Annotated in this window: 22 protein-coding genes; 12 read left to right on the top strand and 10 right to left on the bottom strand. The window is 54.7% G+C overall.

Features of this window, described 5'->3' with window-relative positions; all coding sequences use genetic code 11:
* Nucleotides 1-39: 39 nt before the first annotated feature.
* The 3 genes from putP to proC all read right to left on the bottom strand — a co-directional run bounded on the left by putP (nt 40) and on the right by proC (nt 3,869).
* On the bottom strand, nt 40-1,548 hold the full coding sequence (putP, locus tag ACOOGA_RS01985; RefSeq protein ID WP_417461123.1) for a sodium/proline symporter PutP: 1,509 nt from the start codon (nt 1,546-1,548) through the stop codon (nt 40-42).
* A gap of 214 nt (nt 1,549-1,762) precedes the next feature.
* A complete protein-coding gene (locus ACOOGA_RS01980; RefSeq protein ID WP_417461122.1) occupies nt 1,763-3,019 on the bottom strand; it encodes a glutamate-5-semialdehyde dehydrogenase in 1,257 nt (418 codons plus the stop codon).
* A 58-nt stretch (nt 3,020-3,077) separates the two neighbouring features.
* On the bottom strand, nt 3,078-3,869 hold the full coding sequence (proC, locus tag ACOOGA_RS01975; protein WP_417461121.1) for a pyrroline-5-carboxylate reductase: 792 nt from the start codon (nt 3,867-3,869) through the stop codon (nt 3,078-3,080).
* Between the two features lie 370 nt (nt 3,870-4,239).
* Between proC and proB the strand changes: the two genes are divergently transcribed.
* The gene (proB, locus tag ACOOGA_RS01970; RefSeq protein ID WP_417461120.1) at nt 4,240-5,406 is read left to right on the top strand and encodes a glutamate 5-kinase; all 1,167 of its coding nucleotides are present in this window, start codon (nt 4,240-4,242) and stop codon (nt 5,404-5,406) included.
* On the opposite strand, the gene ACOOGA_RS01965 is transcribed toward proB, so the two are convergent.
* From ACOOGA_RS01965 to ACOOGA_RS01955, 3 genes are read right to left on the bottom strand one after another with little or no spacing between them, the layout of a single operon-like run.
* Nucleotides 5,400-5,954, bottom strand: coding sequence for a hypothetical protein (locus ACOOGA_RS01965; protein WP_417461119.1), 555 nt, complete (start codon nt 5,952-5,954; stop codon nt 5,400-5,402). The genes proB and ACOOGA_RS01965 overlap by 7 nt on opposite strands.
* 12 nt (nt 5,955-5,966) lie before the next feature.
* A complete protein-coding gene (locus tag ACOOGA_RS01960) occupies nt 5,967-6,977 on the bottom strand; it encodes a LacI family DNA-binding transcriptional regulator (protein WP_417461118.1) in 1,011 nt (336 codons plus the stop codon).
* Nucleotides 6,978-7,025: 48 nt separating this feature from the next.
* On the bottom strand, nt 7,026-8,258 hold the full coding sequence (locus ACOOGA_RS01955) for a nucleoside permease (RefSeq protein ID WP_417461117.1): 1,233 nt from the start codon (nt 8,256-8,258) through the stop codon (nt 7,026-7,028).
* Nucleotides 8,259-8,463: 205 nt separating this feature from the next.
* Between ACOOGA_RS01955 and ACOOGA_RS01950 the strand changes: the two genes are divergently transcribed.
* From ACOOGA_RS01950 to ACOOGA_RS01930, 5 genes are all read left to right on the top strand, one after another.
* A complete protein-coding gene (locus ACOOGA_RS01950) occupies nt 8,464-9,594 on the top strand; it encodes a Gfo/Idh/MocA family protein (protein ID WP_417461116.1) in 1,131 nt (376 codons plus the stop codon).
* A 16-nt stretch (nt 9,595-9,610) separates the two neighbouring features.
* A complete protein-coding gene (locus tag ACOOGA_RS01945; RefSeq protein ID WP_417461115.1) occupies nt 9,611-10,522 on the top strand; it encodes a sugar phosphate isomerase/epimerase family protein in 912 nt (303 codons plus the stop codon).
* Between the two features lie 85 nt (nt 10,523-10,607).
* The gene (locus ACOOGA_RS01940; protein ID WP_417461114.1) at nt 10,608-11,183 is read left to right on the top strand and encodes a gluconate 2-dehydrogenase subunit 3 family protein; all 576 of its coding nucleotides are present in this window, start codon (nt 10,608-10,610) and stop codon (nt 11,181-11,183) included.
* 11 nt (nt 11,184-11,194) lie between these two features.
* Nucleotides 11,195-12,898 (top strand): GMC oxidoreductase, encoded by a 1,704-nt coding sequence (locus ACOOGA_RS01935; protein ID WP_420429343.1) that lies wholly within the window; start codon nt 11,195-11,197, stop codon nt 12,896-12,898.
* Nucleotides 12,898-13,743 (top strand): sugar phosphate isomerase/epimerase family protein, encoded by an 846-nt coding sequence (locus ACOOGA_RS01930; RefSeq protein WP_417461112.1) that lies wholly within the window; start codon nt 12,898-12,900, stop codon nt 13,741-13,743. Before ACOOGA_RS01935 ends, ACOOGA_RS01930 begins: the two co-directional genes overlap by 1 nt.
* A gap of 15 nt (nt 13,744-13,758) precedes the next feature.
* On the opposite strand, the gene ACOOGA_RS01925 is transcribed toward ACOOGA_RS01930, so the two are convergent.
* Nucleotides 13,759-14,316, bottom strand: coding sequence for a methylated-DNA--[protein]-cysteine S-methyltransferase (locus ACOOGA_RS01925; RefSeq protein ID WP_417461111.1), 558 nt, complete (start codon nt 14,314-14,316; stop codon nt 13,759-13,761).
* A complete protein-coding gene (locus tag ACOOGA_RS01920; RefSeq protein WP_417461110.1) occupies nt 14,309-14,749 on the bottom strand; it encodes a DoxX family protein in 441 nt (146 codons plus the stop codon). The genes ACOOGA_RS01925 and ACOOGA_RS01920 overlap by 8 nt, the downstream gene beginning before the upstream one ends.
* A gap of 384 nt (nt 14,750-15,133) precedes the next feature.
* On the opposite strand from ACOOGA_RS01920, the gene ACOOGA_RS01915 reads away from it, so the two are divergent.
* The 6 genes from ACOOGA_RS01915 to ACOOGA_RS01890 all read left to right on the top strand — a co-directional run bounded on the left by ACOOGA_RS01915 (nt 15,134) and on the right by ACOOGA_RS01890 (nt 20,375).
* On the top strand, nt 15,134-15,787 hold the full coding sequence (locus ACOOGA_RS01915) for a penicillin-binding protein activator LpoB (protein WP_417461109.1): 654 nt from the start codon (nt 15,134-15,136) through the stop codon (nt 15,785-15,787).
* Between the two features lie 76 nt (nt 15,788-15,863).
* Entirely contained in the window at nt 15,864-17,501 is a 1,638-nt protein-coding gene (locus tag ACOOGA_RS01910) for a hypothetical protein (protein WP_417461108.1), read from the top strand.
* Entirely contained in the window at nt 17,501-17,983 is a 483-nt protein-coding gene (locus tag ACOOGA_RS01905; RefSeq protein WP_417461107.1) for a hypothetical protein, read from the top strand. Before ACOOGA_RS01910 ends, ACOOGA_RS01905 begins: the two co-directional genes overlap by 1 nt.
* 2 nt (nt 17,984-17,985) lie before the next feature.
* A complete protein-coding gene (locus tag ACOOGA_RS01900) occupies nt 17,986-18,903 on the top strand; it encodes a hypothetical protein (protein ID WP_417461106.1) in 918 nt (305 codons plus the stop codon).
* A gap of 120 nt (nt 18,904-19,023) precedes the next feature.
* Nucleotides 19,024-19,728 carry a sigma-70 family RNA polymerase sigma factor gene (locus tag ACOOGA_RS01895; protein ID WP_417461105.1) on the top strand — a complete coding sequence of 235 codons (705 nt, stop codon included), beginning with the start codon at nt 19,024-19,026 and terminating at the stop codon, nt 19,726-19,728.
* On the top strand, nt 19,725-20,375 hold the full coding sequence (locus ACOOGA_RS01890; protein ID WP_417461104.1) for a ChrR family anti-sigma-E factor: 651 nt from the start codon (nt 19,725-19,727) through the stop codon (nt 20,373-20,375). The genes ACOOGA_RS01895 and ACOOGA_RS01890 overlap by 4 nt, the downstream gene beginning before the upstream one ends.
* Here the strand turns inward: ACOOGA_RS01890 and rnr are convergent.
* Together rnr and topA are read right to left on the bottom strand one after the other, a co-directional pair.
* Complete coding sequence (rnr, locus tag ACOOGA_RS01885; RefSeq protein WP_417461103.1) at nt 20,362-22,659, bottom strand: ribonuclease R; 2,298 nt, start codon at nt 22,657-22,659, stop codon at nt 20,362-20,364. The genes ACOOGA_RS01890 and rnr overlap by 14 nt on opposite strands.
* A 111-nt stretch (nt 22,660-22,770) precedes the next feature.
* Nucleotides 22,771-25,386 carry a type I DNA topoisomerase gene (gene topA, locus ACOOGA_RS01880; RefSeq protein ID WP_417461102.1) on the bottom strand — a complete coding sequence of 872 codons (2,616 nt, stop codon included), beginning with the start codon at nt 25,384-25,386 and terminating at the stop codon, nt 22,771-22,773.
* Nucleotides 25,387-25,465: the final 79 nt, after the last annotated feature.

The raw sequence follows: 25,465 nt of genomic DNA, 5'->3' as shown, positions 1-25,465 counted from the left end.
CTATTCCCGCTACGTCATCTGCCTTAAACCTATCAGGCTTTAGCCCAATTGATCGGCGCGTTCCACCATGGCTTTTTCCATGGCTGTGAAACCTTCATCCATCTCACTGGAATGTGGCTTCGTGCGCAGGCTAACCACGACCGCAGCAGCAAGAGCGAGGATAAAGCCAGGCAGCATTTCATATACATGAGCGGAAAGCCGTGCGCCTGCGATCTCTATCGGCGCATAGATCCAGAACAGCACCGTAACAGCACCCGTGACCATGCCGGCAATTGCACCAGCGCGGGTCATGCGGCGCCAATGCAGGCTCAGGAGAATGATCGGCCCAAAAGCCGCGCCAAAGCCAGCCCATGCATTGCTGACCAGCGTGAGGATGGTGCTGGAACGGTCAAACGCGAGTGCGATAGCCACAAGGGACACCGCAAAGACAGATGCGCGACCAACAAGCACCAGCTCGCTTTGGCTGGCTTCCTTGCGCAGGAAGGTTTTGTAGAAATCTTCCGTGAGCGAGCTTGACGATACCAGAAGCTGGCTCGAGATCGTGCTCATGATGGCCGCCAGAATAGCCGCCAGCAGGAAGCCTGAGATAGCCGGATGGAACAACACTTCCGAGAGGAAGATGAAAATTGTTTCCGGGTCACCGATATCGTGCCCGCCCGCGGTAACATATGCGAGGCCTGCGAGGCCCGTACCCACAGCGCCAATAACGGTGACTAGCATCCAGCTCATGCCGATATGGCGTGCGGTTTTAACGTCCCCGAGGTTGCGGATGGCCATGAAGCGCACAATGATGTGGGGCTGGCCGAAGTATCCAAGCCCCCATGCGAGGCTGGAGATTAGCCCGGCGAAGGTAAGCCCGCTCATGATATTCATCAGCTCCGGGTCAACCGTATCCAGTTGCCGTGTCATGCCGCCAACACCGCCAAGGTCAAACAGCACCACGATGGGCACCATTACAAGGGCGACAAACATAATGCACCCCTGCACGAAGTCGGTAAGGCTAACAGCAAGGAAACCGCCAAACAGCGTATAGGCAACCACCACACCAGCTGTGGCAAAAAGCCCAACCTCGTAGCTGAGGCCAAACGATGCCTCAAAGAGCTTGCCGCCAGAGACAACGCCCGCAGACGTATAGAGCGTGAAGAAGATAATGATGACAACAGACGAGAGCACACGAAGGAAGTGAGAGTTATCCTTGAAGCGTTTCTCGAAATAATCCGGGATCGTGATGGCGTCATCAGCGACCTCGGTATAAACCCGCAGGCGAGGGGCCACGAGCAGATAGTTGAAATACGCTCCGATCAAAAGGCCGACAGCAATCCAGGCAGCAGAAAAACCGGCAACAAAAACCGCACCCGGCAGGCCCATCAGCATCCAGCCGCTCATGTCCGACGCGCCAGCAGAAAGCGATGCAACAGCAGGGTGCAGTTGCCTTCCGCCAAGCATATAGCCGGACACGTCACTGGTCGATTTTTTGTAGGCATAATAGCCGATCGCCATCATCAGGACAAAATACGCCCCGAGAGAGATCATGGTTGCGATATGCATATGGTGTTGTCCCCTAGTTTCTGTACCGAGTTTGTGTCTGGTCTAGTATTGTGAATCTGAAGTTCGCATCATTATTTGGGGCAGGCAATTTTCGAACTTCAGATTCTAAACGATACTAAGTTGTTTGTTCTAGTGAGGTTTAAGGATTTTAAGTTCCCAGATGCCCGTCCCCAAGAATGAAGGGAATTTAAAAACCACCTCACTAGCGGCCACGCTAGGCGCGAACCTGTCCATTGCCAAATACTTTATATTTGAACGTGGTAAGCTGCTCCAGGCCCACAGGGCCGCGTGCGTGGATTTTGCCTGTAGCAATGCCAATTTCGGCGCCCATGCCAAATTCCCCACCATCCGAGAACTGGGTGGAAGCATTGTGCATCACCACAGCGGAATCGATTGTGTTGAGGAAAGCCTCAGCGGCGACCGCGTTTTCGGTAACAATAGCGTCGGTGTGGTAGGATGAGTGTTTGTCTACATGCGTGAGCGCATCTTCCAGCCCGTCCACCAGTTTTACAGAGATAATGGCGTCAAGGTATTCGGTGCCCCAATCTTCATCGGAGGCGACCTTAACACGCTCATCAATAAGCACGGCATCGCTGTCACCACGGAACTCACAATCAGGCATGGCATCAAGCAGCATGGGGATAGCTTGTTCCGCGATCTCCCGGTCGATTACAAGGCTTTCCGTAGCCCCGCAAATGCCAGTGCGGCGCAGTTTTGCGTTTTTCACAATAGCAGTGGCCTTCTCGAGGTCTGCGTCCTTGTGGATATAGGTGTGGCAGTTGCCGTCCAGATGCTGAAGCGTTGGCACTTCCGCTTCCTGGGTGACAAGCTTCACCAGTCCTTTGCCGCCGCGCGGGATCACGAGGTCAACATACTCGGCGCATTTTAGCAGGTGCTTGACGGCAGACCGGTCTTTGGTTTCGACCGACTGGATCGCATCTTCCGGCAAGCCCGCAGCTTTGAGCCCCGCTTTCATGCAGGCAACAATAGCCTTGGTTGAATGGTGACTGTCTGAGCCGCCACGCAGAATAATGGCGTTACCGGATTTCAGGCACAGGGAGCCTGCGTCGGCGCCAACATTGGGGCGGCTTTCAAACACCATGCCGATAACCCCGATGGGAACAGCGACGCGTTCGATTTTGAGCCCGTTGGGCCGGTCGAACGTGGCGAGTTTGCGCCCCACTGGGTCAGGCAGTGTGGCGATAGCCTCAACCGCATCGGCCATGCCGTCAATACGGCTTGCGTCCAGCATTAGGCGGTCGATGAACGCGTCGTTTTTACCGGCCTGTTTGGCATAAGACACGTCCTTCTTGTTGGCTTCAAGGATTGCGTCTTTGCTTTCGCGCAACGCTTTGGCTGCTGCGTTAAGTGCAGTGTTCTTAGTGGCTTCATCAGCCACGGCCAGCACTTTTGCTGCATTTGCAGCGTTTTTGCCTAGGCCATGAATATAGTCTTTGATTTCGTCAGTCATGATCGTCACCGATCCTGCTCCTCTCATCATAGGGGGTACTAGGGGGTTAAGCCGGCGCTTACTGCAGCTCAATCGCGCGCTTGTAAGCCGCGTCGGTTGTCTGCTTCATCAGCGTATCAAGGGCTCCGTCGCCGTTCAGCGCGTTAAGGCCAGCCTCTGTGGTGCCGTTTTTGCTGGTGACAGATTCCCTCAGCGCGCTGATAGCCTCGCTTGAGCGGTTGGCCATCTCCGTGGCACCCAGAATGGTTTGTAGCACCAGTGCGCGCGCTTCATCAGCCTTGAAGCCAAGGTCCTCTGCTGCGGCAATATAGCTCTCAATAATCTGGAAGACATATCCAGGGCCGCTGCCGGAGACGGCAGTTACCTTATCAAGCTCGTCTTCAGAGTTGACCCAGAAGGCACGTCCAACGGCTTCCATCAGCTCTTCAACCGTGTTTTTCTGCCCGTGTGAGCATAGCGCGTTGGCGTAAAGCCCGGTGGCGCCGAGGCCGATCAGGGCAGGCAGGTTTGGCATCACGCGGACAAGCGGCACGTCGCCAAGGATTTTGCTGAAGTTTCTGAGCGCGAAGCCTGCCGCGATTGAGACGACTACACCGCCGTTTTTCAGGCTGCCTTTATAGTCTGGCAGCACGCTTTCAATCATCTGCGGCTTGATGGCGACGATGATCATATCAAATACCTGGGAGCTGAGGGCTGATAGCTCGCTTTCAACGCGGACCGCCGGGGGCAGGTCGGGCATTGCAGGATCAACCACTGCAAAGCTGTGGCCGCAAGCATCACACCAGCGGCGCAGCATTGCACCGCCCATTTTACCGCACCCAATCATCAGAATATTCATCTTCGCTGTCATCTCCGTTCTGGTCCTTGTTGGTATCACCCGTCGCTTATTTCTAGCGCCTGCGCAGCGTATCTTCCAGCGGGAAGTGCCTGCCTTTGGGTCGCGGTTCATATAGGTGAAATATATTTAGAATACAAATTAAAAAGCTGTGACAGAAGAAATTCCTTATGGAAAATTTATGCCAGTATATGGCTTTAGTTTCCCGGGTTATGGCGCATACATGCTTGTGTGTGCGCTTCATGACTATGAACTATCGATGCTTAGAGGCCGTATAATTAATTGTGGTCAAAGTAATATTATTGCGCTAAAAGGGCGCCGCTGGCGAGAAGCGCAGGGATACGCCCAAGCGAAACGTCGGCAAAAATCTTCAAGGAGATTAAAGTTGAGTAGCCAAAAACGTATCGTCGTTAAAATCGGATCCAGCCTTCTGGCGCACAGCAAGCAGCTCACGCTGCGCTACGCCTTCATGCACGGATTGATGAGCGATATCGCGCAGTTGAAATCTGAAGGGTATGATGTGGTGCTCATGTCATCCGGGGCGGTTGCGCTTGGTCTCAACACGGTAGGTAAAACGCCGGAGGACGCGGGCCTTCTAGACAAACAGGCTGCTGCAGCGTGCGGGCAGCTGTTGCTGCTTAACGCCTACAGGAATGTGGCGCATGAATTTGGGTTCGATATCGCCCAGATCCTTGTCACTATTGGCGACATGGAAGAGCGCCGCCGTTTCATCAACACGAAAAACACGATCGAGCGGCTCTTTGATCATTCGATCATGCCGATCGTGAACGAGAACGACACGGTTACAACCCAAGAGTTGCGTGTGGGTGATAACGACAGGCTGGCCGCGAAGGTCGCGCAAATGATCCAGGCGGATCATCTGATTATTCTGACCAGTATTGACGGGCTTTATGACAAGCCGCCTTCAGCACCGGACGCCAAGTTTATCGAGAAGCTTGAGGACGTAAGTGAATATCTATCGGTGACAGAGGGCACAAGCGCGCTTGGAAGCGGTGGTATGCTGACCAAGCTGCAAGCTGCCAACATGGCGCAGCATGCAGGCTGTAATACCATCATTGCTGAAGGTATTATGGAGAGGCCACTGCTTTCTGTGCTTGGGAACGAGCGTCGGCATACAAAATGTGTGGCGTTTGGTACACCGGCATCAGCCTGGAAAGTGTGGCTCACGAACCGCCTGCAGGTGGCTGGCAGCATGACCATGAACCAAAAGGCGGCTGATGAGCTGGTTGCGAACGGCGGGCCTATCACGCACGCGGATATTATCTCTGTCCACGGACATTTCCAGAAGGGCGATATCCTGCACGTTTATGATGAAAACGATGTCGAGATTGCGCGGGGTTTGACCAACTTCTCTTCAGATGAAGCACTTTTGCTGGCGCGTCACCCGGAAGCGGGCACGGCGGAGCTTCTGGGCTATTCTGCCGCGCTGCCAGACCTGATCGCGAGCAAGAACCTTGTGGTGCTTGAAGAAAATCACCTGCCATGGGATGTGCCGACAGACGAGCTTCAACTGGTTTCCTCCAGTCAGTAGATATAGCTGCCGTGCAGGGACATAAATTCGTTGAGACGCAGGAAAACATAGCGGCTGTGACTGCTAACGTTGTGGGCGTCGCTCATAAGCTCATCCATGGTGAAAAAACGGCGCTCAATTCCCGGTGCCGGTTTGAGAGGAAGTTCATCCGGCCGCCAGGCCACATAACAACGGGCGCGTAATTCTACCCACGAAAGGATAGGGTGCTCGTCTGTTGCTTTAACCGACGGCACCAGCAGAGTTTCATGGTAGTAGCTGGCTTCCGTGATACAGGTTTTCTTGTAGGCTATGTCCCACGCTACCTCCATTGCCTCTTCATCTTCGGTCAGAGGGCGGTTGAGGCTGAAAGCGGGCAGCCGCCACTGGTTGGGATACGCGAGGCCCAGCGGGTCTGGCGCATAGTCGCGCGATGGGGTGCTGTCGCCGCCCGGTACGGCACGCTCAAACAGGAAAGCTATGTCTTCGTCACTGATCAGATACACCCGTGCGGCAAACGCGGTTTTAAACTCACGCTGGTCGTAGTCTCGTTTGTCAGGCAGTTTGGCCATGAGGTTTCCCTGCTAGTTCGGGCGTGGGGCAGGGCCTGTGCTGCCGCGGATGATAAGCTCATAAGGGAGCACAAGGTGGCGTTCCTGTGTCTTGAGGCCAGCCATGATGTCAAACAGCGTGCTAATGGCGTGCGCGCCAAAGGCGGCTGAGGGTTGGGCCACAGTTGTCAGCGCCGGGCTGGTGTAGCTCGCGAATTCAAGATCATCAAATCCGGTGACGGAAATATCTTCCGGCACCTTGAGCCCGGCTTCTCTGATGGCGTGCAGCGCGCCGATGGCCATCTCGTCATTACAGCAGAAAATGGCGCATGGCCGTGTGGTCAGCGCGAGCAGGCTTTCAGCCGCCGCTTTACCAGACGCAAGAGAATAGTCACCTGCCATGATCAAGCTTTGATCCGCGCTGATTCTGTGTGCCTTGAGGGCGGCCATGTGCCCTTCAAGGCGAGCAGTGGTGAGGGGGCTGGCTTCCGGCCCCGCGATCACGCCAATGCGTTTGTGGCCTAGCTCAAGCAGATGTTCTGTCATCGCCTTCGCGGCGCCGCTGTTGTCCAGTTGGATCGTTGGCATGCTGTCATCATCAACACACTCACAACAGTTAACTATGGGCTGCGACTTGGCGGCGGCACGGTCTTCATCGCTTAAGGGGTATCTGGAGCTGAGCTGGATGATACCATCGGTTTGGTTGGTGAGCAGCAGGTGTGCAAGCTCACGCTCGAGATCAATCTTGCCCATGGTATTGCCAAGGATCACATTATGTTTTCGCGCTCTCGCTTCATGCTGGATAGCGCTGATAACACGGCCAAAAAACGGGTTGGAGACATCAGGCACAAGCACCATGATCGAGAAAGACTTCTTTGAGCGAAAGTTGCGCGCCATCATGTTGGGCTTGTAACCCGCTTCCTCTACCGCTTTTTTCACCTTCTCGCGTGTGGCATCGGAGACCATGTCTGGCTTCTGTAGCGCCCGCGATACGGTTGCTACAGATACGCCGGCCAGTTTTGATACCGCTCGGATGTTGGTCATGCCTGCCCCTTGGAAGTTTCGCCAACTATATTGAAGGATATCTTATTTTCAATCTGTTAGAGCGGCGGTTGGCTCATTGGTGTTGCCGCGCTCGTCTTTGAAGAGTAGCGAGAACATCACGGCAACAGCACCGGCAAACACACAAGGCACCCACCAGATATTGGCCCAGTGGCGCACACCGTCTACCGTCATGGCTTCAACCGTCATGCCTGCAAGGGTAGAGCCAATGGCGAGCCCAACGCCATATGTTAGAAGGGCAATGAAGCCTTGTGCGCTGGCGCGGTTGGCCTTGGGGGCCTTCTGGTCCACATAAACCTGCCCGGTCACAAAGAAGAAGTCATAACACACGCCGTGCAGCAGAATGCCGCCGTAGATCATCCAGATCAGGTCGTCCGCGTCACCACTTGCAAAAAAGGCGTACCGCGCGGCCCACGCCAGCATGCCAACCAGCAGCATCCATTTCACACCAAGGCGGCGGAAGAAAAAGGGCATCAGAACCATAAATGCCACTTCAGACATCTGCCCGAGGCTCATTTTCGCCGCAGCGTCAGCAATGCCCATGTCATTCAGATACAGATTGGTGAAGGCATAATAGAATGCGAGCGGGATGGAGATAAGGAGTGAGCACAGCGCGAAGATCGCAAACGAGCGGTCTTTGAGCATACCCAAAGCGTCAGCCCCGAGAATTTCGCCCAGCGTTGGCTTCTCCTTGGTCATTTTGGGTGGTGTGTGCGGCAGGAAAAAGCTGAACAGTCCCAGAAGGAGCGACGCCCCGGCTGCCATGCACATGGGGTAAGTGGAAGCCTCGACGTTAGTGGTAAAGCCCGAGAGCAGAAAAGAGATGCTGAGCCCCGCGCATATCCAGCCCAGGGTGCCCCAAACGCGGACACGGGGGAACTCACTGTCCGGCGTGTCCATTACATTAAACGATACCGTGTTTACCAGTGCAAGCGTAGGCATGTAGCAGATGTTATAGAGGAGGAGCCCAGTGATAATAGCGCCCGCAGACGTGAGGTCAGACACAAAATATAGCACAACAGCGCCAGCAATGTGCAGGATACCCATCACCTTTTCAGCAGCGAAAAAACGGTCGGCGATCAAGCCAACCAGAAAGGGTGCGACAATGGCGCCGATGTTGTTGGTGAGATAAGCAGTGCCGATTTGCGTGCCACTAAAGCCAATGCCTGCCAGATAGGTGCCGAGGGTGACGAACCACGCACCCCAGATAAAAAACTGAAGAAACATCATCAGGCTGAGCTGCGAATAGATGCGTGCTGTCATGACTTGTGTCCTCCCCAAGACGATAAGGCGACGTTTCCCCGGGGGGTATACGCCACACGGCCAATTCTATAAACTGGCCAGCTTCCCGAATGTGAGCCTACAGCGATCTACAAACGCTTGACAAGTGAAAATGTAACCGGTTACAAAATTGATTAAGAGAATTGATCCACCGTAGTCAATATGTGTTCAGACGCAGGGGTAGGGCGTGCAGGTAGCAATCATCGGAACAGGTTTTATGGGTGTAACCCATGTTGAGGCGCTGAGGAGGCTGGGCGTGGGCATTGCGGGCATTCTTGGCAGCACTGAGGCGAAGTCTCGTGAGGCGGCAGAAACGCTTGGTATTGGTCGTGCCTATAAAGACTTTGACGATGTGTTATCTGATGCTGCCGCAGACGCAGTGCATATCTGTGTGCCAAACGCCTTCCATTATGCCTACGCCAAGGCTGCGCTGATCGCAGGCAAACACGTGATGTGCGAAAAGCCGCTGGCGATGGACAGCATGCAGTCCGCAGAGCTGGTGGAGGTGGCGAAGGGGAAATCCCTCGCCGCGGGTGTCTGTTATAACTTGCGCTATTATCCGCTTAACATGCAGGCCAGGGCGATGGTGGAAGGTGGCGATCTTGGTCGGCTTTTCCACATTAACGGCTGTTATATTCAGGACTGGCTGCTGCATGAAAGCGACTATAACTGGCGCCTGCATTCGGACATTGGCGGCCCCCTTCGTGTGGTGGCGGACATTGGCACACACTGGATGGATATGCTCAGCACCATCACGGGGCTTGAAATTGAGGCAGTATTTGCCGACATGTCGACCGTTTACCCCACAAGGAAGCGCCCGGTGGGGGGCAGCGTTACCTTTTCCAAAAAAGTGGATGAGGCCGGCGAAGATGTGGCGATCGATACGGAAGATTACGCCAGCATTCTCCTGCGTTTCAAAGGTGGCGTGAAAGCCAGCCTTTATGTGTCTCAAGTTGCGGCAGGGCAAAAAAACGCCCTGCGGTACGAAATTTACGGCGCTGAGAAGTCAGTGACCTGGGACGGGCAGCGCCCCAATGAGCTTTGGGTTGGCAAGCGTGACGAGGCGAATAACATCCTGATCAAGGACCCGACCCTGATGGCGCCCAGCGCCGCAGCGGTTGCAAGCTACCCCGGCGGCCATGCGGAAGGATACCCGGATACGTTCAAACAGTGTTTCCGCGCCTTCTATGACTATATCGCGGCGGGTGATTTTTCTGCCCGGCCATCATTCCCGACCTTCGATGAAGGGCACAGGGAAATCCTGCTTTGTGAAGCAATTCTAAAAAGCCACCAGCTAGAACGCTGGGTAACTGTTTAGTGTTAAGGACTATTGCATGAAATTTGGGTTTCAAAGCGCCATTCTGGACGGCCTCTCCTTTGAGGAGGTAATCGATTTTGCCGCCGAGCAGAAGTTCGAGTGTGTGGAGATCATGTGCTGGCCAAAAGGCAAGGCAGAACGCAAATATGCGGGTGTAACGCACCTTGATGTGGCTGACTTTACAGAGGGTGATGCCGCGCACGTGAAGGCTTATTGCGCGGCGAAAGGCGTTGAGATCAGCGCGCTTGGATATTACCCGAACCCACTGACCCCTGATCTGGATGAAGCAGCGGTTTATATCAACCACATCAAGAAAGTGATTGATGCGTCCGTGCTTCTGGGCATCAACCTTGTAACCACCTTTGTTGGTAATGACTGGACCAAGTCGGTGGATGCAAACTGGCCGCGTTTCAGGGAGGTATGGGGCGATATCCTGGCCTATGCCGAGGCTCGCAAGGTCCGTATCGGGATTGAGAACTGCGCCATGTATTTCACCGATGACGAATGGCCAGCAGGCAAAAACCTCGCCTATAGCCCGGCCATCTGGCGGCGCATGTTTGAAGAGTTCAGTACACCCTATTTTGGCCTGAACTACGACCCGTCGCATTTTGTGTGGATGCAGATGGATTACATAAAGCCGCTTGGCGAGTTCATGCCGCGCTTTTTCCATGCCCACGCCAAGGACGTGAAGCTGGACCGTACACGCCTGGATGAGGTGGGCACAATGGCAACACCGCTTTCTTATCATGACCCGCGTATCCCGGGGCGGGGGGATATCGATTGGGGCAAATATGTCTCCGGCCTCAAGGCTGCGGGGTACGATGGCGCATTCTGTATTGAAGTGGAAGACAGCGACTATGAAGGCTCGCTGGAGGACAGGAAACGCTCGCTCATTGAGAGTGCTGCGCACCTCAGACAGTTTTTGTAAGACGATGTCGTGCGGGGCTGACCGGAGATAATTCTCCCAGCCTCGCGCTGCATCTTTAGGTCACCGGTTTCATTGGGGAGGGAAGATGAAACCTTTAGATATATCCAAACGGGTTGGAGTAGACCGGCGCCGCCTGCTCATGGGCTTATCCGCGCTTGTGGGCGGGGCCTTGTTGCCAAGCTCGGAGCTTATCCTTGGTCGCGCGCTTGCTGCCGATATGAATGCGTCGGAAACTAACCGCACGCTAAATGCTAAGCAATTGCGCTATGTCAGCATTATCAGCGATATCATCATCCCCGAGACGGAAACGCCGGGTGCGATTGGTGCAGGGGTGCCTGCGTTCATCGATATGGCGCTTACGTCGTGGCTCAGTGGTGAGGAGCGCGGGTCGTTCATGTCCGGGCTTGCCGCATTCATGGTGTCGAACATGGAGTTTGCGACAGCATGTGCCTTCCAGCAAAGAACTTTGGTCGAGGCGCTGGACGAAGCCTTGTGGGACGAGGAGCATTTCTCAGGTTTCTATCGCAAGCTCAAGGAAATGACACTCATTGGCTACTACACCTCTGAAGTTGGGGCGTCCGTTGAGCTGGCCTATGACCCGGTGCCGGGTCCGTATCATGAGTTTAACCTGTCAGCCTCTGACAGAAGCTGGTCAACATGAGGGCTGGTGACATGAGCACGCGTTATGATTTTGATGTGGTTGTTGTTGGGTCCGGCATGTCCGGCGGCTGGGTCGCAAAAGAGATGTGCGAGCGTGGTTTCAAGGTTGCGGTCCTTGACCGGGGAAGCCCGCTTGAACACGGTGATGGTTATGTGACCGAGCATTCTGCGCCATGGGAAATGCCCAACCGTGGCCTTGTAAGCAAGGAAGAGGCCGCACATGACTATGAGCATGTGAAAAAATGTTACGCCTTCTCGGAGTACACCAAGCACAATTTTATCAACGACCGGGAGAACCCGTTCGAGATGAAAGACGGCAAGCGCTTTGACTGGATCAGAAGCGCGCGTGTTGGCGGCAAATCCGTGCTGTGGCATCGGCAAAGCTACCGCATGAGCGAGATGGATTTTGAGGCCAATAAAAAGGACGGGCACGGCTGCGATTGGCCGATCAGATACGACGATATCGCCCCGTGGTATGACTATGTTGAGAAATTCGCAGGCATTAGCGGTTCTATAGAGAACCTCCCTCAGTTGCCAGATGGTGTTTTTCAAAAACCTTTTGAAATGAACACGGTAGAGAAACATGCAAAAGAACAAGTTGAAGAAAAATTCCCGGGCCGTAAGCTCATTATGGGGCGTTGTGCGCACCTGACAGAGCCAACGGATGAGCAGATAGAGCTTGGCCGTGGCCCATGCCAGTCTCGCAATCAATGCCAGCGAGGGTGTTCATGGGGCGGGTATTTTTCCAGCCTGTCGGCCACTCTTCCGGCGGCTGACCGTACCGGCAACATGACCCTCATCCCTAACGTTCAAGTGCAGCAGGTGCTCTATGACGATACATCAGGCAAGGCATCCGGCGTTTATATGGTGGACAGGGAGACGATGCAGCATGTGCGCATCACCGCGCGAGTGGTGTTTGTGTGCGCGTCAACGCTGGCAACTACACATATCCTCATGAACTCCAGGTCCGCCCAGTATCCCAATGGGATTGGCAACGTAGGGACCGCACTTGGCCATTATCTGATGGATCATATTACGGGGGCAGGTGCCCGTGCCGAGGCTGAAGGGTTTGAGGATCTATATTATCAGGGACGCCGCCCGACCGGGATATACGTGCCGCGCTTCAAGAATGTGACGGAGCCCGATACAAGCTTCCTGCGGGGCTATGGTTTTCAAGGTGGTGCTGGCCGGGAAAATTGGTGGAGCGAAACATCCAGGAAGGGCATTGGTGAGGACTTCAAGCGGTCGATACAGCGCCCCGGTAGGTGGCAGTTTGGTCTTGGTGGGTTTGGCGAGATGCTGCCAGCCTATGAGAACCATCTTTCGTTAAGCGGCACTAAAACTGATAAATGGGGTATGCCACTTCTTGAGATCAGCTGCGCGTATGGCGACAACGAGCTTAAAATGCAAGCTGATATGGAGAAAACTGCTGTCGAGATGCTGAAAGCCGCGGGTTTCAAGAATGTGCAGGGCTTCAGGGAGGAAAGCTTTCCTGGCATTGCCATCCACGAGATGGGAACAGCACGGATGGGACATGACCCAAAAGACAGCTATCTCAACAAGTTCAACCAATGCCATGAAATACCTAACCTTTTTGTGACAGATGGGGCGGCAATGGCGTCAACCGCCTGTCAAAACCCATCCCTTACCTTTATGGCGCTGTCGGCGCGGGCAGCGCATTTTGCTGCCGATCAGATGAAAGCAGGAGCCTTGTGATGAAGATGACTATAAGCAGACGGAACTTCCTTCTGAGCGTTGGTGCAAGCGCGCTTGCGGGCGTCGCAATCGGGAAGGGTATTATGAAACCAGCTTTTGCTCATGCAGACCAGGCAATTGGTGTTCAACTGTATACGGTGCGTGACGCTATGGCGGAAGATATGGCTCGCACACTTGAGCGTGTATCGGCCATTGGATACCGCGAGGTTGAGTTTGCGGGCTATTTTGACAAACCGCTCGCAGAGATCAAGGCGATGCTGGAGCATAACGGCCTTTTTGCTCCCTCTGCCCACATGAGCCCAGAGGTGTTTGCCAGCGATTTTGACAGGGCGCTTGAGATTGCTGACGCGCTCGGTCACAAAAATCTGATCTTGCCGTGGCTGCCGCCGGAGCAGCGCACGCTGGACCGGTTCCGCGAAATCGCTCACATTCTCAACGTGACCGGCGAGAAGGCCAAGGCCGCTGGCGTGCAGGTTGGTTATCATAACCATGAGTTTGAGTTTATCGCAGACGGCGGCGTCACGCCTTTTGATATCCTGATGGCGGAGACGGAGGCGGACCTCGTTAATTTTGAGCTCGACCTCTTCTGGCTAGCCAAGGCAAAGCAGGACCCGTTGCCATTGATGGAGAAATTGCAGGGGCGGGTGCCTTGTGTGCATGTGAAAGACATGGACGGGCAGGGCAACATGGTCTCAGTCGGTGACGGTGAGCTTGATTTCAACTCAGTGTTTGAACACCGAAAAGCCGCAGGGCTTAGCCATTTCTTTGTGGAGCATGATAACCCGGATGACCCGTTTGACAGCATCAAGCGGAGCTTTGAGGCCTTTTCCAAAGTTGTAGCATAGAGACGCGGTGCAGGCTTACCGGGTGGTTGGTCCATCAATGAAGTCAAAAAGGGTCGGTGGTTCCGGCTCAATCGCGCCTTCAATTTCCAGAAGCTTGCGTTTCGAGGCCACACCGCCGGGCGCTGAGAAACCATGCATTTTGCCGTCAGCGGCCAGCACCCTGTGGCAGGGCACGATAAGTGGGATTTTATTGTCTGCCATGGCGCGACCGACGGCCTGAGCGCCGCCGGGTGCGCCGACCTCGCGTGCCACTTCTCCGTAGGTCATAGTTTGGCCAAATGGGATCGTCAGCACAAGGTCATACACACGCCGGTTAAACGCGGGTGCGTAGCTGAGGTCGAGCTTGAGCTTGGACAGGTCGGTGCGGGCACCATTCAGCGAAGCCCGTGTGAGGGTCAGGGCTTCGGCAATATATAACGGCAGGTCATTGGGGTCGGTCGCGCCGATCTTCAGGGCACCAGTCGCGCGGCTCGCATCTGGCAGGCGGAAGCGTGAAATGCCTGCTTCCGTCCATTCAATTTCACAAGTGCCGATATTGGTTGCGAATTTATGTCGCCCCAGTGTTTCAATCATGAGGCTCTTCCTGACGGGCGAGCATATGATCCAGAGCCAAGCGGCCAGCACCACTTGTGGCGAAATAAAACCCAAACAGTATGAGACAAGCTGACGGGAAACTCGCGCGGATGCCGCCGTGCATATCAACCATCGCGATGGCGACAATGAAGTTCATCACACAAAGCAGGCCCGCGAGGCGCGTGCCGAGGCCAAGAATGAAAGAGACCCCGATCAGAAATTGGACCCATACGGATAGCCGTGCCATTACCTCAGGTAGTGGGAATTTATAGGCTGCCAGGAAGCTTACAAATTCTGCCATGCGCTCAGCGCTCAGTATATTGTCAAGCACACCCCAAACCAGAAAAGCTCCCACCACAAGCCGTGCGATGAGGACACTTAAGTCCGAAAGCGGCTGAAGGCGAGGTAACAAGAGAAGATTATGCAGTGTCATTACCGTGTCTCCCATGGTTTTACTGCCTAACGACTTGCTCGTGGGGCGGTGGCCCGAACAACATATTGTTAGCAACGGGAAGGCGGCGGGGCAATTTGTAATGCAACCGTGTTGTTGAGTGTGGAGACTCGAATCTGTTGCAGGGCTGGAACTGGTCTGAGAGGTGACGGCGCTGATTTTTGAAAGAAATCACATATGGTTAATGCACAAATATTAGGCAGTGATGCATGTTGGGCAGGTAAAAAAGTATGGTTTTAGTTGAATTTGTTGGACATTTGTCGCCGTCGGGCGATGAAAATGGAACCTAAATTTTTGATGACTTGAATTAAATGATGAATCTCATTAGCGTTTTTCAGTCATTTCATACTTTTGATGGGGGAGTTTATGACTAAGCAAAGTGTAACCAAGTCACGTCTTAGCAAGTTTGCGGTTGTTGGCGTGGCGGCAGGCCTTTTGTCTGCTTGTGGGCCATCTGTAGATAATTCTGCGGGGGTTTCCACTATTTCCCAAGATCCGGGACGTCAGGGTGCCGTTGCGGGCGTGGGTATCGAATCCAATGATATCCAGTCTATGACAGACCGTATGATGCGGGACATGTTGGCTAATCCGATGCTGGCAAACGCTGCCAATCCGCCACAGGTTATCGTGGATAGCGAGTTCTTCATGAACGACAGCACACAGCGGATCAACAAAGACCTGATTACCAACCGGTTGCGGGTGAACCTGAACCGTGCTTCGCAAGGCCGTATGATTTTTGTGGGCCGTAACTATGCGAACATGGTGCAGCAGGAACGTAACCTGAAACGTGATGGTGTTGTTGACACCGGCACAACAGGCATGACCGCGTCGCAAGCTGGTGGTGATTACCGCCTTGGCGGCACGATTGCGTCTGCCGACAGCCGCGATGCCCGTACTGGCATGATGCAACGCTATACCCAGATCACCTTTGAAATGGTTGATCTTGAGCGCGGGATTATCGTCTGGAGCGGCATGTACGAGCTGTCCAAGGCAGCCGCGGATGACGTGGTTTACCGCTAAAACATTGCTGTGCGGCGGCCAGAGACGCCGCACTCCATACATCTTTGAAAATATATATCGCTAGAGGAGACGAGCGATGACTACGTCTGCTTGCCGAATTTCGGCCGTTGCTGTTGCGAGTGTGTTGTTTTTTCACCCTGCCTATGCTGATGATAGCGAGCGCCTTATGGAACTGCGCGCTTCACCACCGATTTCAGCAGAAGCAATTTCCCAGGAACAGTTTTTAGAAGGACGTTATGCCGAGCTGAAGGCTGCCCTCAAAAACAAAGACCTGAGCAAAGAAGAAAAGAAGGCTCTTAAAGACGACTATAAAGCCGTCAAAAAAGAGCTGAAAGCTGTCCAGAAGGCGAATAAAAAAGCCAGTAAATCCTACGATAAAGAGATCAAGAAGCTCGAAAAGTCGTTGGCCAAAGAATACGGCATGGGGCCATATCCGGCTGAAACCCGCCTGTATGTCTCAGACCGGCCAGAGCCGCTCCAGCCCTACTATCGCAGCCTTTATATCGAAGGTGAGCGCAACGCGGTGCTGAACTTCAACCGCCTTGGTGTTGCGGCACTTGAGCTTGGTTATCTTGACCATGCGGAATGGGCGTTCGACCGTTCCCTCGATAAGATCGAGGCAATTTACGCTGACAACGAACAGGCAAAAGCGGCGAAATCCAAATTCCAGTCGGAATCGGTGAAGGACTATAAAGGCGAGCCTTATGAGCGTGCCATGGCCTATTATTATCGCGGGATTGTGTATCTGGCCGAAGGCGATTACGAGAATGCCCGTGCCATGTTCCGCTCAGGCGAATATCAGGACACGGTATCCGAAGCCGAAGATTTTCAGGCTGATTTCGCGCTGATGAACTATCTCGATGGCTGGTCGCTGCAGTGCCAGGGGCGTAGTGGTGACGATTCGTTTGCTAAAGCCGCAGCGTTCCGCAATGACCTGACACCACCTGCGCCAGGTCATAACGTGCTGTTCCTGACCGAGCTTGGCACTGGTCCTGTGAAGTATGGGGATGGTGAATACAAGGAAATCCTCAAGTTCCGCACAGACGACAGGTTTGTTGAAAGTGGCGCCCGTCCGCTTGTGCTGGATGGTGACGGTAACGTGCGTTACGAGCCAGCGGCCTATGTGATGGAAGACATCTACTGGCAGGCCTCAACACGTGGTGGCCGTCCGGTGGACGGTATTCTCGAAGGCAAGGCACAGTTCAAGGAAACCACAGCCGCTGTTGGCAATGTGATGACAACAGCAGGCACAGTGACTGCCATGGCAGGGCTTTATGGTGGTGATGGTGATGCTGCCCTTGTGGGTGCAGGCATTGCCCTCATCGGGGGGCTGTTTGGTGCCGCGTCTGAAGCAGCAAAACCAGAGGCAGATACCCGCCAGTGGGATAACCTGCCGCGCTATGTCACGGTGGCAACCGAAAGCATCGATAACGTTGGTGGCTTGCATTACGCTGCTGAATTTATCGGTGAAGGCGGTGAAGTGCCGCCAATGCAGGATGCAGCCCTTGTGGCGGGTGGTGACGAATGCGCCGTTGTGTGGACCCGGTCTCGCCCAGCGACGATGATTGCGGAATCGAGTCCTGGTGCGCGGCTCGACTGGAAACAAATGCGGAAGCAGGACAAAGACGTACAACGTATGAACGTGGCGTTCCGGACATGGCTTGCCGATGAAACACCTGGCATTCCAGCGGGCACTTCTGAAGGAGCAGAGTAATGAAAACTCGGTTTGGCCGTTTTGCAGTAAAAACTGTTGTGGGGGCGGCTGCAGCCCTCTTGCTGGCGCAAGCTGCGTCAGCGCAGAATGTTGTGAAATGTGACTTCCGCGCGTTCAAAAAGCTGGGCCCTTCGGGCCCGGCTATCGTTTCTGGTGTGCGCGGCGCAATGACACCCATTGCACTCAACTCTGTGCAGATTATTGACAAAAATATTGCCAAGAAAATCTTGCCACAAGGTGTTTTTGCCCGCCGTACTGATACGGGCACACTTGAGGTGATGGCGCGGCTGATCAATTGCACTGATTACCCGCAGGAAGTTCTGGTGCGCACATCCTTTATGGATGTTGATCAGTTCCCGGCGGAGCCTGAAACCGCGTGGCAGCGTGTTTTCCTGCAGCCGCGCTCGACCAGCGTTTACCGCGAAATGTCCATCTCCATGGATATTGGCTATTACCTGATCGAAGTTGATGAGGGGGAATGATCATGAAACGTACCTTGAGCACCGTCAGCCTCGTTGCAATGACCTTGGTGGGCGCTGCGTCGCTTGATCAGGTTGCTATCGCGCAGGAAATGCGCGAGGGCGTGCCAACAACGCTTCAGCGGCGCCCTCCGCCACCCTTGGCAGACCAGACACCGTCGATCAATGCGTTTCGGGAAGAGAACAAGCGGGTTAAGCGGCCAAGGTTTGTTGTTTTCTGGAACCGTGATTTTTCCGACGAAGTGGTGACCTATTATATCGACTATCAGGCGCGTGCGCTTGAGGTGAAAACACCAACAATTACGCGCAACACCACTACCAGCACCAATATGCACACCCATGCCAACGGACAGTTGCACGGCACCCGAGATACACGCACCACCACAAGCACGCGGCCGGGAAGTGTTGATGCGCAGGCCTATGAATACAGCGGCACGGTGCGCCTGAACAAGGATCAGGCCCGCAAAAACCTTGAAGAAATCCTGAACTGGAAGGTGCAGGGCAGTTTCAAGAACACCATGATCAAAGGCGGCGCACGGCTTATTGACCGTGACATGATCACGCGCGTGCAGGGCAAGGATGCCAAGTCAAACGAGCAGGTGAATACCCACGGGCTTGAGATCAACGCCATGCTCGGCAAAGCCGACTATATGGTCGAGATATTGCTTGCCCCAAGCTATGAGAGCCAGAGCGGTCTCGCGTTCCAGGTCAATGTAGTGCAGGTGGAAACCGGTGAAACCATCACCAGCCTGTATACGGAAGCAATGCCACCAACCCGTGAGGTGAAGCGCTATGAAGCGACCGACCGTGGCTTCCAGGAATATGTGGAGCAGGAGGGCTATAGCGAGCAAGCCGTTGGTGAAACGCTGGCCGTTCGTACCATGGAAGAGCTCACCGGATACTGGCGCATGATGGCCGAATAGACACGGGCAAAAAACCGAAAAGGCAAAGAGGCAGCTCCGGGCTGCCTTTTCTTTTGGTCGTCCTTGATGATTTTGTCCTCTGGCTTTGATCTAACGCGTCCAGTTGCGCGTAGAACAGTCATGAGAGCAGAGAAATATACGGTCGACCCCCGGACGGTGCAGGCGCTGCGTGAGGATCAAGGCTCGCGGCGCTTGACACCAATCATCTCAAATGCTGATGTCAAGCTTGGGAGCAATGCTCAAGCCGGGGTTATCAATATTTTTTCTGCACGCAAAAAGCAGGCTGTATCTCACGAGGAGTTGGCCAAAAGAGTGGCCGACCTTCGGGATAAGTCTGCTTTTGCTCAGCTGTTTTCCTATTTCGCACCGCGTGTGAAATCACACCTCATGACCCTTGGGCTTGATGGTGAAAAAGCGGAAGAGTTGGCGCAGGAAGTGATGGTAACGCTTTGGCGCAAAGCGGCTCAGTTCGACCCAGAGAAAGCACGGCTTTCCACCTGGCTTTTCCGTGTCGCGCGCAACAAGTTTATCGATCATACGCGCCGCCAAAAATACACGGAGGTTGATGTCTCAGGGCATCTGGATAGCCTCATAGCGCCGGAAAAATCTGATAGTGCAGCCGTTGAGGGTCAGCACAAAAAACTGGTGTCCCACGCGCTTGCAAAGCTCAAACCGCCACAGCGTGAGGTGATCGAGCTTTCATTTTACCGGGAGTTATCCCACTCCCAGATCGCGGAAAAGCTGGCTTTACCGCTTGGTACCGTGAAATCGAGAATAAGAATTGCCTTTGAGGCACTGCGTAGCGAGTTGAGAGAACTGGCATGACAAAACATGGTCTGCTGAATGATGAATGGATGGTTTCCTACGCGGCTGGTGCGCTCAGCGAGGCAAAATCCCTTGTAGTTGCAACCCACGTCGCTTTCCACCCTGAACTGCAGGAGAAAGTGGCTGACGCGGAGGCAATCGGTGGTGGGCTGCTGGATGAAGCCGAGCCGATAAAAATGCATGCGGGCGCGCTTGAGGATATCCTTCAGCGTATTGAGGTGGATGAAGATATTGCTTCCCCGCCGCCTGCGCCTTTTGAAAGCGCATTGCCGGCTCCGCTCAGGGACTATCTGGGCAAGGAGCTTGATGAACTGAAATGGCAGTTCATGGGGCCGGGCATGAAAAAAGTGCGGCTGAAGAAATATACATCAGGCGAATGCCTTTGGCTTCTGCGCGCCCGTGGCGGCACAGAAATGCCGCTTCATGACCATCGCGGCACCGAGTTTACCCTTGTGCTAAGGGGCAGCTATAGCGTGGAGGGCGAGCAGTATACACCGGGCTTGATGGAACTGGCTGGTCCTGAACTTAAAAACCACAGCCCGATCATTGATGAGGGCGAGGACTGCATCTGCCTTGTGGTCACCGATGCCCCTATCCGCCTGCATAGCGTGGTTGGGCGCATGTTCCAGCCGTTTATCGGCCTCTAGCTTTACCCTTTGGCTTGCCATCTTTGTTGCGGCTGCCGCGTACTGGCCTGCCGCCTGAGCGATTATGGCGCGCACCCAGCTTTTTGTGCTGGTTCTTGCGCATCGCGGCCATCTCTTCTTCCGTGCGTACCAACTCAAGCTTGAGGCCGCCGGTGAAACGGTTTGCTTCCGTGAGCCTGACCTTCAGACGGTCCCCCAGCTTAAACTCTTCGCCCGAGCGTTCACCAACAAGCCGGTGGTGTGTTTCGTCGTGGCTGTAATAGTCGAGCCCGATTTCAGAGATCGGGATCAGCCCGTCACCGCCAGATGGCTCAATGCTGACAAACAGCCCAAAGCGTGTGACCCCTGTAACGCGGCCGAAAAACTCGTCGCCCACATGGTCAGCGAGGTAATTGGCAAGATACCGGTCTGTAGATTCCCGCTCTGCCGCCATGGCGCGACGCTCTGTGCTCGATATCTGCTCACCAATCGAGGGCAGCTTGTCGCGCTGCTCGTCCGTCATGCCGTCCTTGCCGAAACCAAGCGCCCGCACAAGCCCGCGGTGCACCACAAGGTCAGCATACCGTCGAATGGGTGACGTGAAATGCGCGTATCGGGGCAGGGCGAGGCCAAAGTGGCCCATATTGTCAGGCGAATAATAGGCCTGAGTTTGCGAGCGAAGCACAACCTGGTTCACCAAAGTCTCAAAGGCTGTGTCTTTCACCTTCTCGAGGATGCCATTAAACAACCTCGGCATCATAACCGCACCCTTGGCAAGGTTCAGTTCCATGGTCGCCAGAAACTCGCGCAGGCTTTCAAGTTTGTCGAGCGGCGGTTCCTCATGCACCCGGTACATGGTTGGCGTCTGGTGGGCCTCCAATTCCTCGGCGGCACACACGTTCGCAGTAATCATCAGCTCTTCCACAATCTTGTGGGCGTCAAATCGGTCGCGGATCGTGATGCCCGCAACATGGCCGTTCTCATCAAGCTCGATGCGGCGCTCAGGCATATCCAGTTCAAGTGGCTGGCGTTTTGCACGCGCCTTCATGATGGCTTTGAACGTACCGTGAAGCGGTTTCAGGACCGGCTCCAAAAGTGGGCCGGTGATATCGTCGCAGGTGCCCTCCAGCGCTGCCTGTGTTTGCTCATAGGACACGTTGCCCGCGCTTTTCATCAAACCACGCACAAATTTATGTCTGCGCTTTTTGCCGTTCTTGTCGAACCAGATATGTACGGCCATGCATGCGCGTTCTACACCCGGCATCAGGCTGCAAAGGTCTGCAGACAAGGCTTCCGGCAGCATGGGCACCACACGGTCAGGGAAATAACAGCTGTTACCGCGTTTCAGGGCTTCGCGGTCGAGCGCGCTGCCGTTGGGCACATAGTGCGCAACATCGGCGATGGCCACAATCGCGTGCCAGCCGCCCTCATTATTTGGGTCTTCGTCCGGCTCAGCCCAAACGGCGTCGTCATGGTCGCGGGCGTCAGCGGGGTCAATTGTGATAAGCGGGATGTCCCTCAGATCAACACGTTTGCCAAGCGTAACCGGCTTCGCGGCTTCTGCTTCCTTGATCACCTCATCTGGGAATTCATAAGGAATTTCAAGGCTGTGGATAGCAATCATGCTAATAGATTTGGCGCTGTCTACGTCACCCAGCCGCTCTTTTACCCGCACCCGTTTGGGGCCAGACTGGCGCTTGCTTTTCACTGGCTCTGCCAGCACAAGCTCGCCTTCAACCGCGCCCATCACATCGTCACGGTCGATCCAGTATTCGTCACGGTTCTTCTTGTCCACCGGGTGCAGGCGTCCGCCATTTGGGCCACCGTGAAACACACCCATTAGCGCTTTTGGCGCCGGTTTCAGGAATTTGAGTACATTGGCTCGATAAACAGGTGGCTCGTCTTTTACTGGTGTGAGCCGCACAAGCGCCCTGTCGCCAGGTCCCATCGCGGGGCCAGCCTGCTTACCTTTTTTCTGGCTCAGGTAAATGCGGGGCGGTGTGCCACCACCCTCATAATTTACTGGTTTGAGAAGAGGGTCGCCATGGTCATCAAGACCGGCGAACTCGACAACCTGAACACTTGGCATACGGTCAGACGCCCTGAGTGCATGTCCGGTGTCTTTGGTCAGCAGGCCTTCTTCCGTCAATTCACGCAGGAGCTTCTTGAGGAATACCTTGTCAGGCCCTTTGATGCCGAAGGCGCGCGCTATGTCGCGTTTCGTGACCTTGCTGCCCGGAAAGTTGCGGATAAAATCCATAATTTCATCGCGGCTGGGCAGTTGTCCGGGCTCGTATTTCGCCAAGGGGCGTATCCTTTCCTTTTGCCCGATTAAGCCCGTAAATCAGGCTTAGGGCAACAGTCATGAGTGATGCGGTGCAGCGGGCGGGCCTGTATAACCGAAAAAGCGCCCCGGTCAGGACGCTTTTTTGCTCTTTGCTGCTGGCTTTTTAGCGGGCGCCTTTTTGGCCGTGGTTTTCTTGGCTGCTGCTTTTTTAGGGGCAGCCTTCTTTTTGGCTGGGCCCTTCTTGGATGCTTTGGCTGCAAGCCATTCCAGCGCCTGCTCAAGCGTTACGCTCTCTGGCTCGGTGCCTTTTGGCAGTGTTGCATTGGTTCGCTTATGGTTCACATAAGGGCCATAGCGGCCATCAAGCACGCGGATCGGGCCTTCCTCTTCCGGGTGTTCGCCCAGTTCCTTGAGGACCGTTTTGGTGCCGCCGCCTTTTTTCGCTGCGGCATCTGCAATTACAGATACAGCACGGTTGAGGCCAACGGAGAAGACCTCTTCGGTTGAGGCCAGTTTACCGTAGTTGCCGTCATGCGCCACATAGGGGCCGTAACGACCGATTGATGCCGTGATAATCTTGCCGGTTTCAGGGTGCAGGCCAACTTCACGCGGCAGAGAGAGTAGGGCGATAGCCTGCTCCAGTGTCAGGTTCCCGGCATCCATATCTTTTGGAATGCTGGCGCGTTTTGGTTTTTCGCCGCCTTTTTGGGCTTCGCCGAGCTGAATGTACGGGCCAAACCGGCCGGAACGCACGCTGATGGGTTCGCCGGTCTCAGGGTCTTCCCCCAGGTTTGCCGGTTCGTCGCTACCTTCACCGTTTTCGTCGCCATTGCTGCCAAACGGGCGGGTGTAATTACACTCAGGATAGTTGGAACAACCCACAAATGCACCGTACCGGCTTGTTTTCAGCCCCAACCGGCCGTCGCTACAGCTTGGGCATTTGCGTGGGTTTTTGCCAGGCTCATCGCTTTCGGCAAAAAGCATTGGCTCAAGATATTCATCAAGCGCATCAATAACTTCCGAATTGCGCACGCCGAGGATTTCTTCTGTTTTTGGCTTAAAGGCAGCCCAGAAATCACGGAGCACAGCTTTCCAGTCTTCTTCGCCCGCAGAAATATGGTCAAGCTGCTCTTCCAAGTTCGCCGTGAAGTCATACTCAACATAACGCGGGAAGAATTTCTCAAGGAAGGCCGTTACAAGGCGGCCTTTATCCTCGGGAATGAAGCGGTTGCGCTCCATATGCACATAGCTGCGTTCCCTTAGCACCGATAGAATGGATGCATAGGTTGAAGGGCGGCCAATGCCGAGCTCCTCAAGCCTTTTGACAAGGGTTGCTTCGGTAAAGCGTGGTGGTGGGTCGGTGAAATGCTGTTTCGGTGTCACTTGTTCAAGTGTCAGCACTTCGCCCTCATTCAGTTTCGGCAGGCGGGCTTCGTCTTCACCTGCGTCATCGTCACGGCCTTCCTGATAGACAGACAGGAAACCCTCAAACTGAACAACAGTGCCGGTTGAGCGCAGTTCGGCAGACTTGTCACTGTTGAGGATCGTCACCGTCGTGCGCTCCATCACAGCGCTTTCCATCTGGCTCGCGATCGTCCGGCGCCAGATCAGCTCATAAAGCTTCATCTCGTCTGCGTCGAGCGCATGAGATACATCTGCAGGGCGGCGCATCGGGTCAGTCGGGCGGATGGCTTCGTGTGCTTCCTGCGCGTTTTTTGCCTTGGTTTTATAAACCCGTGGGCTATCGGGCAGGAATTTGGCGCCGTAGCGTGATTCAATCACACCGCGCGTGGCGTTCAAGGCTTCCTGCGCGATGGTCACGCCGTCGGTACGCATATAGGTAATGAGACCCGTGACCTCACCGCCGATGGTTTTACCCTCATAAAGGCTTTGAGCAACGCGCATGGTGCGGTTTGCGGGGAAACCATACTTCCGCGCGGCTTCCTGCTGCAGGGTTGAGGTGGTGAAGGGTGGTTGCGGGTGGCGCCGTGCTGGTTTTCGTTCCACTGCCGTAACGGTAAGCGGCGTGCGCTCAACAAGGCTTGCAGCCTCGGTCGCTTGCGCTTCGTTGGCAATGCCGTATTTCTTGATCTTCTCACCGTGCAACGCAAACAGGCGCCCGATGAAAGATTTGTCAGACTGGCCGTTCAGCGCTGCTTCAACAGACCAATATTCCTGTGCGCGGAACTTCTCGATATCGCTTTCGCGCTCACAAACCAGCCTAAGGGCTACGGATTGAACACGGCCCGCAGAACGAGCACCGGGCAGCTTGCGCCACAAAACCGGTGAGAGCGTGAAACCAACCAGATAGTCAAGCGCACGGCGGGCGAGGTAGGCATTGACCATCTCGCTGTCCAGGTCGCGCGGCTCGGCCATCGCCTTCAGGATCGCGGATTTGGTGATCTCGTTAAAGACAACGCGCTTGATCTCAACGCCCTTGAGCGCTTTCTTTTTATTAAGCACCTCAAGCACGTGCCAACTGATGGCTTCTCCTTCGCGGTCGGGGTCAGTTGCGAGATAGAGACGGTCAGCGTCTTTCACCGCTTTTGCAATGTCGGTCAGGCGCTTATTCGAATCGCGGTCAACAACCCAGTCCATCGCAAAGTCTTCATTCGGCTTCACCGAACCATCTTTCGATGGCAGGTCCCGGATGTGGCCAAAGCTGGCTAACACCTTGAAATCTTTGCCAAGATACTTGTTGATCGTTTTGGCTTTTGAGGGTGATTCTACGATTACGACGTTCATACGTCCGTCTGTCCCTATCCTTGATAGCTATGCCCAATCAGGCCCACTCTTTAAGCCTTCACCTAGTTCGAAGACGGCA

The organism is Kordiimonas sp. (assembly GCF_965216265.1).
GTDB lineage: Bacteria > Pseudomonadota > Alphaproteobacteria > Sphingomonadales > Kordiimonadaceae > Kordiimonas.
The sequence above is the reverse complement of the archived record's forward strand: the minus strand, read 5'-3'. Positions and strand labels throughout refer to the sequence as shown.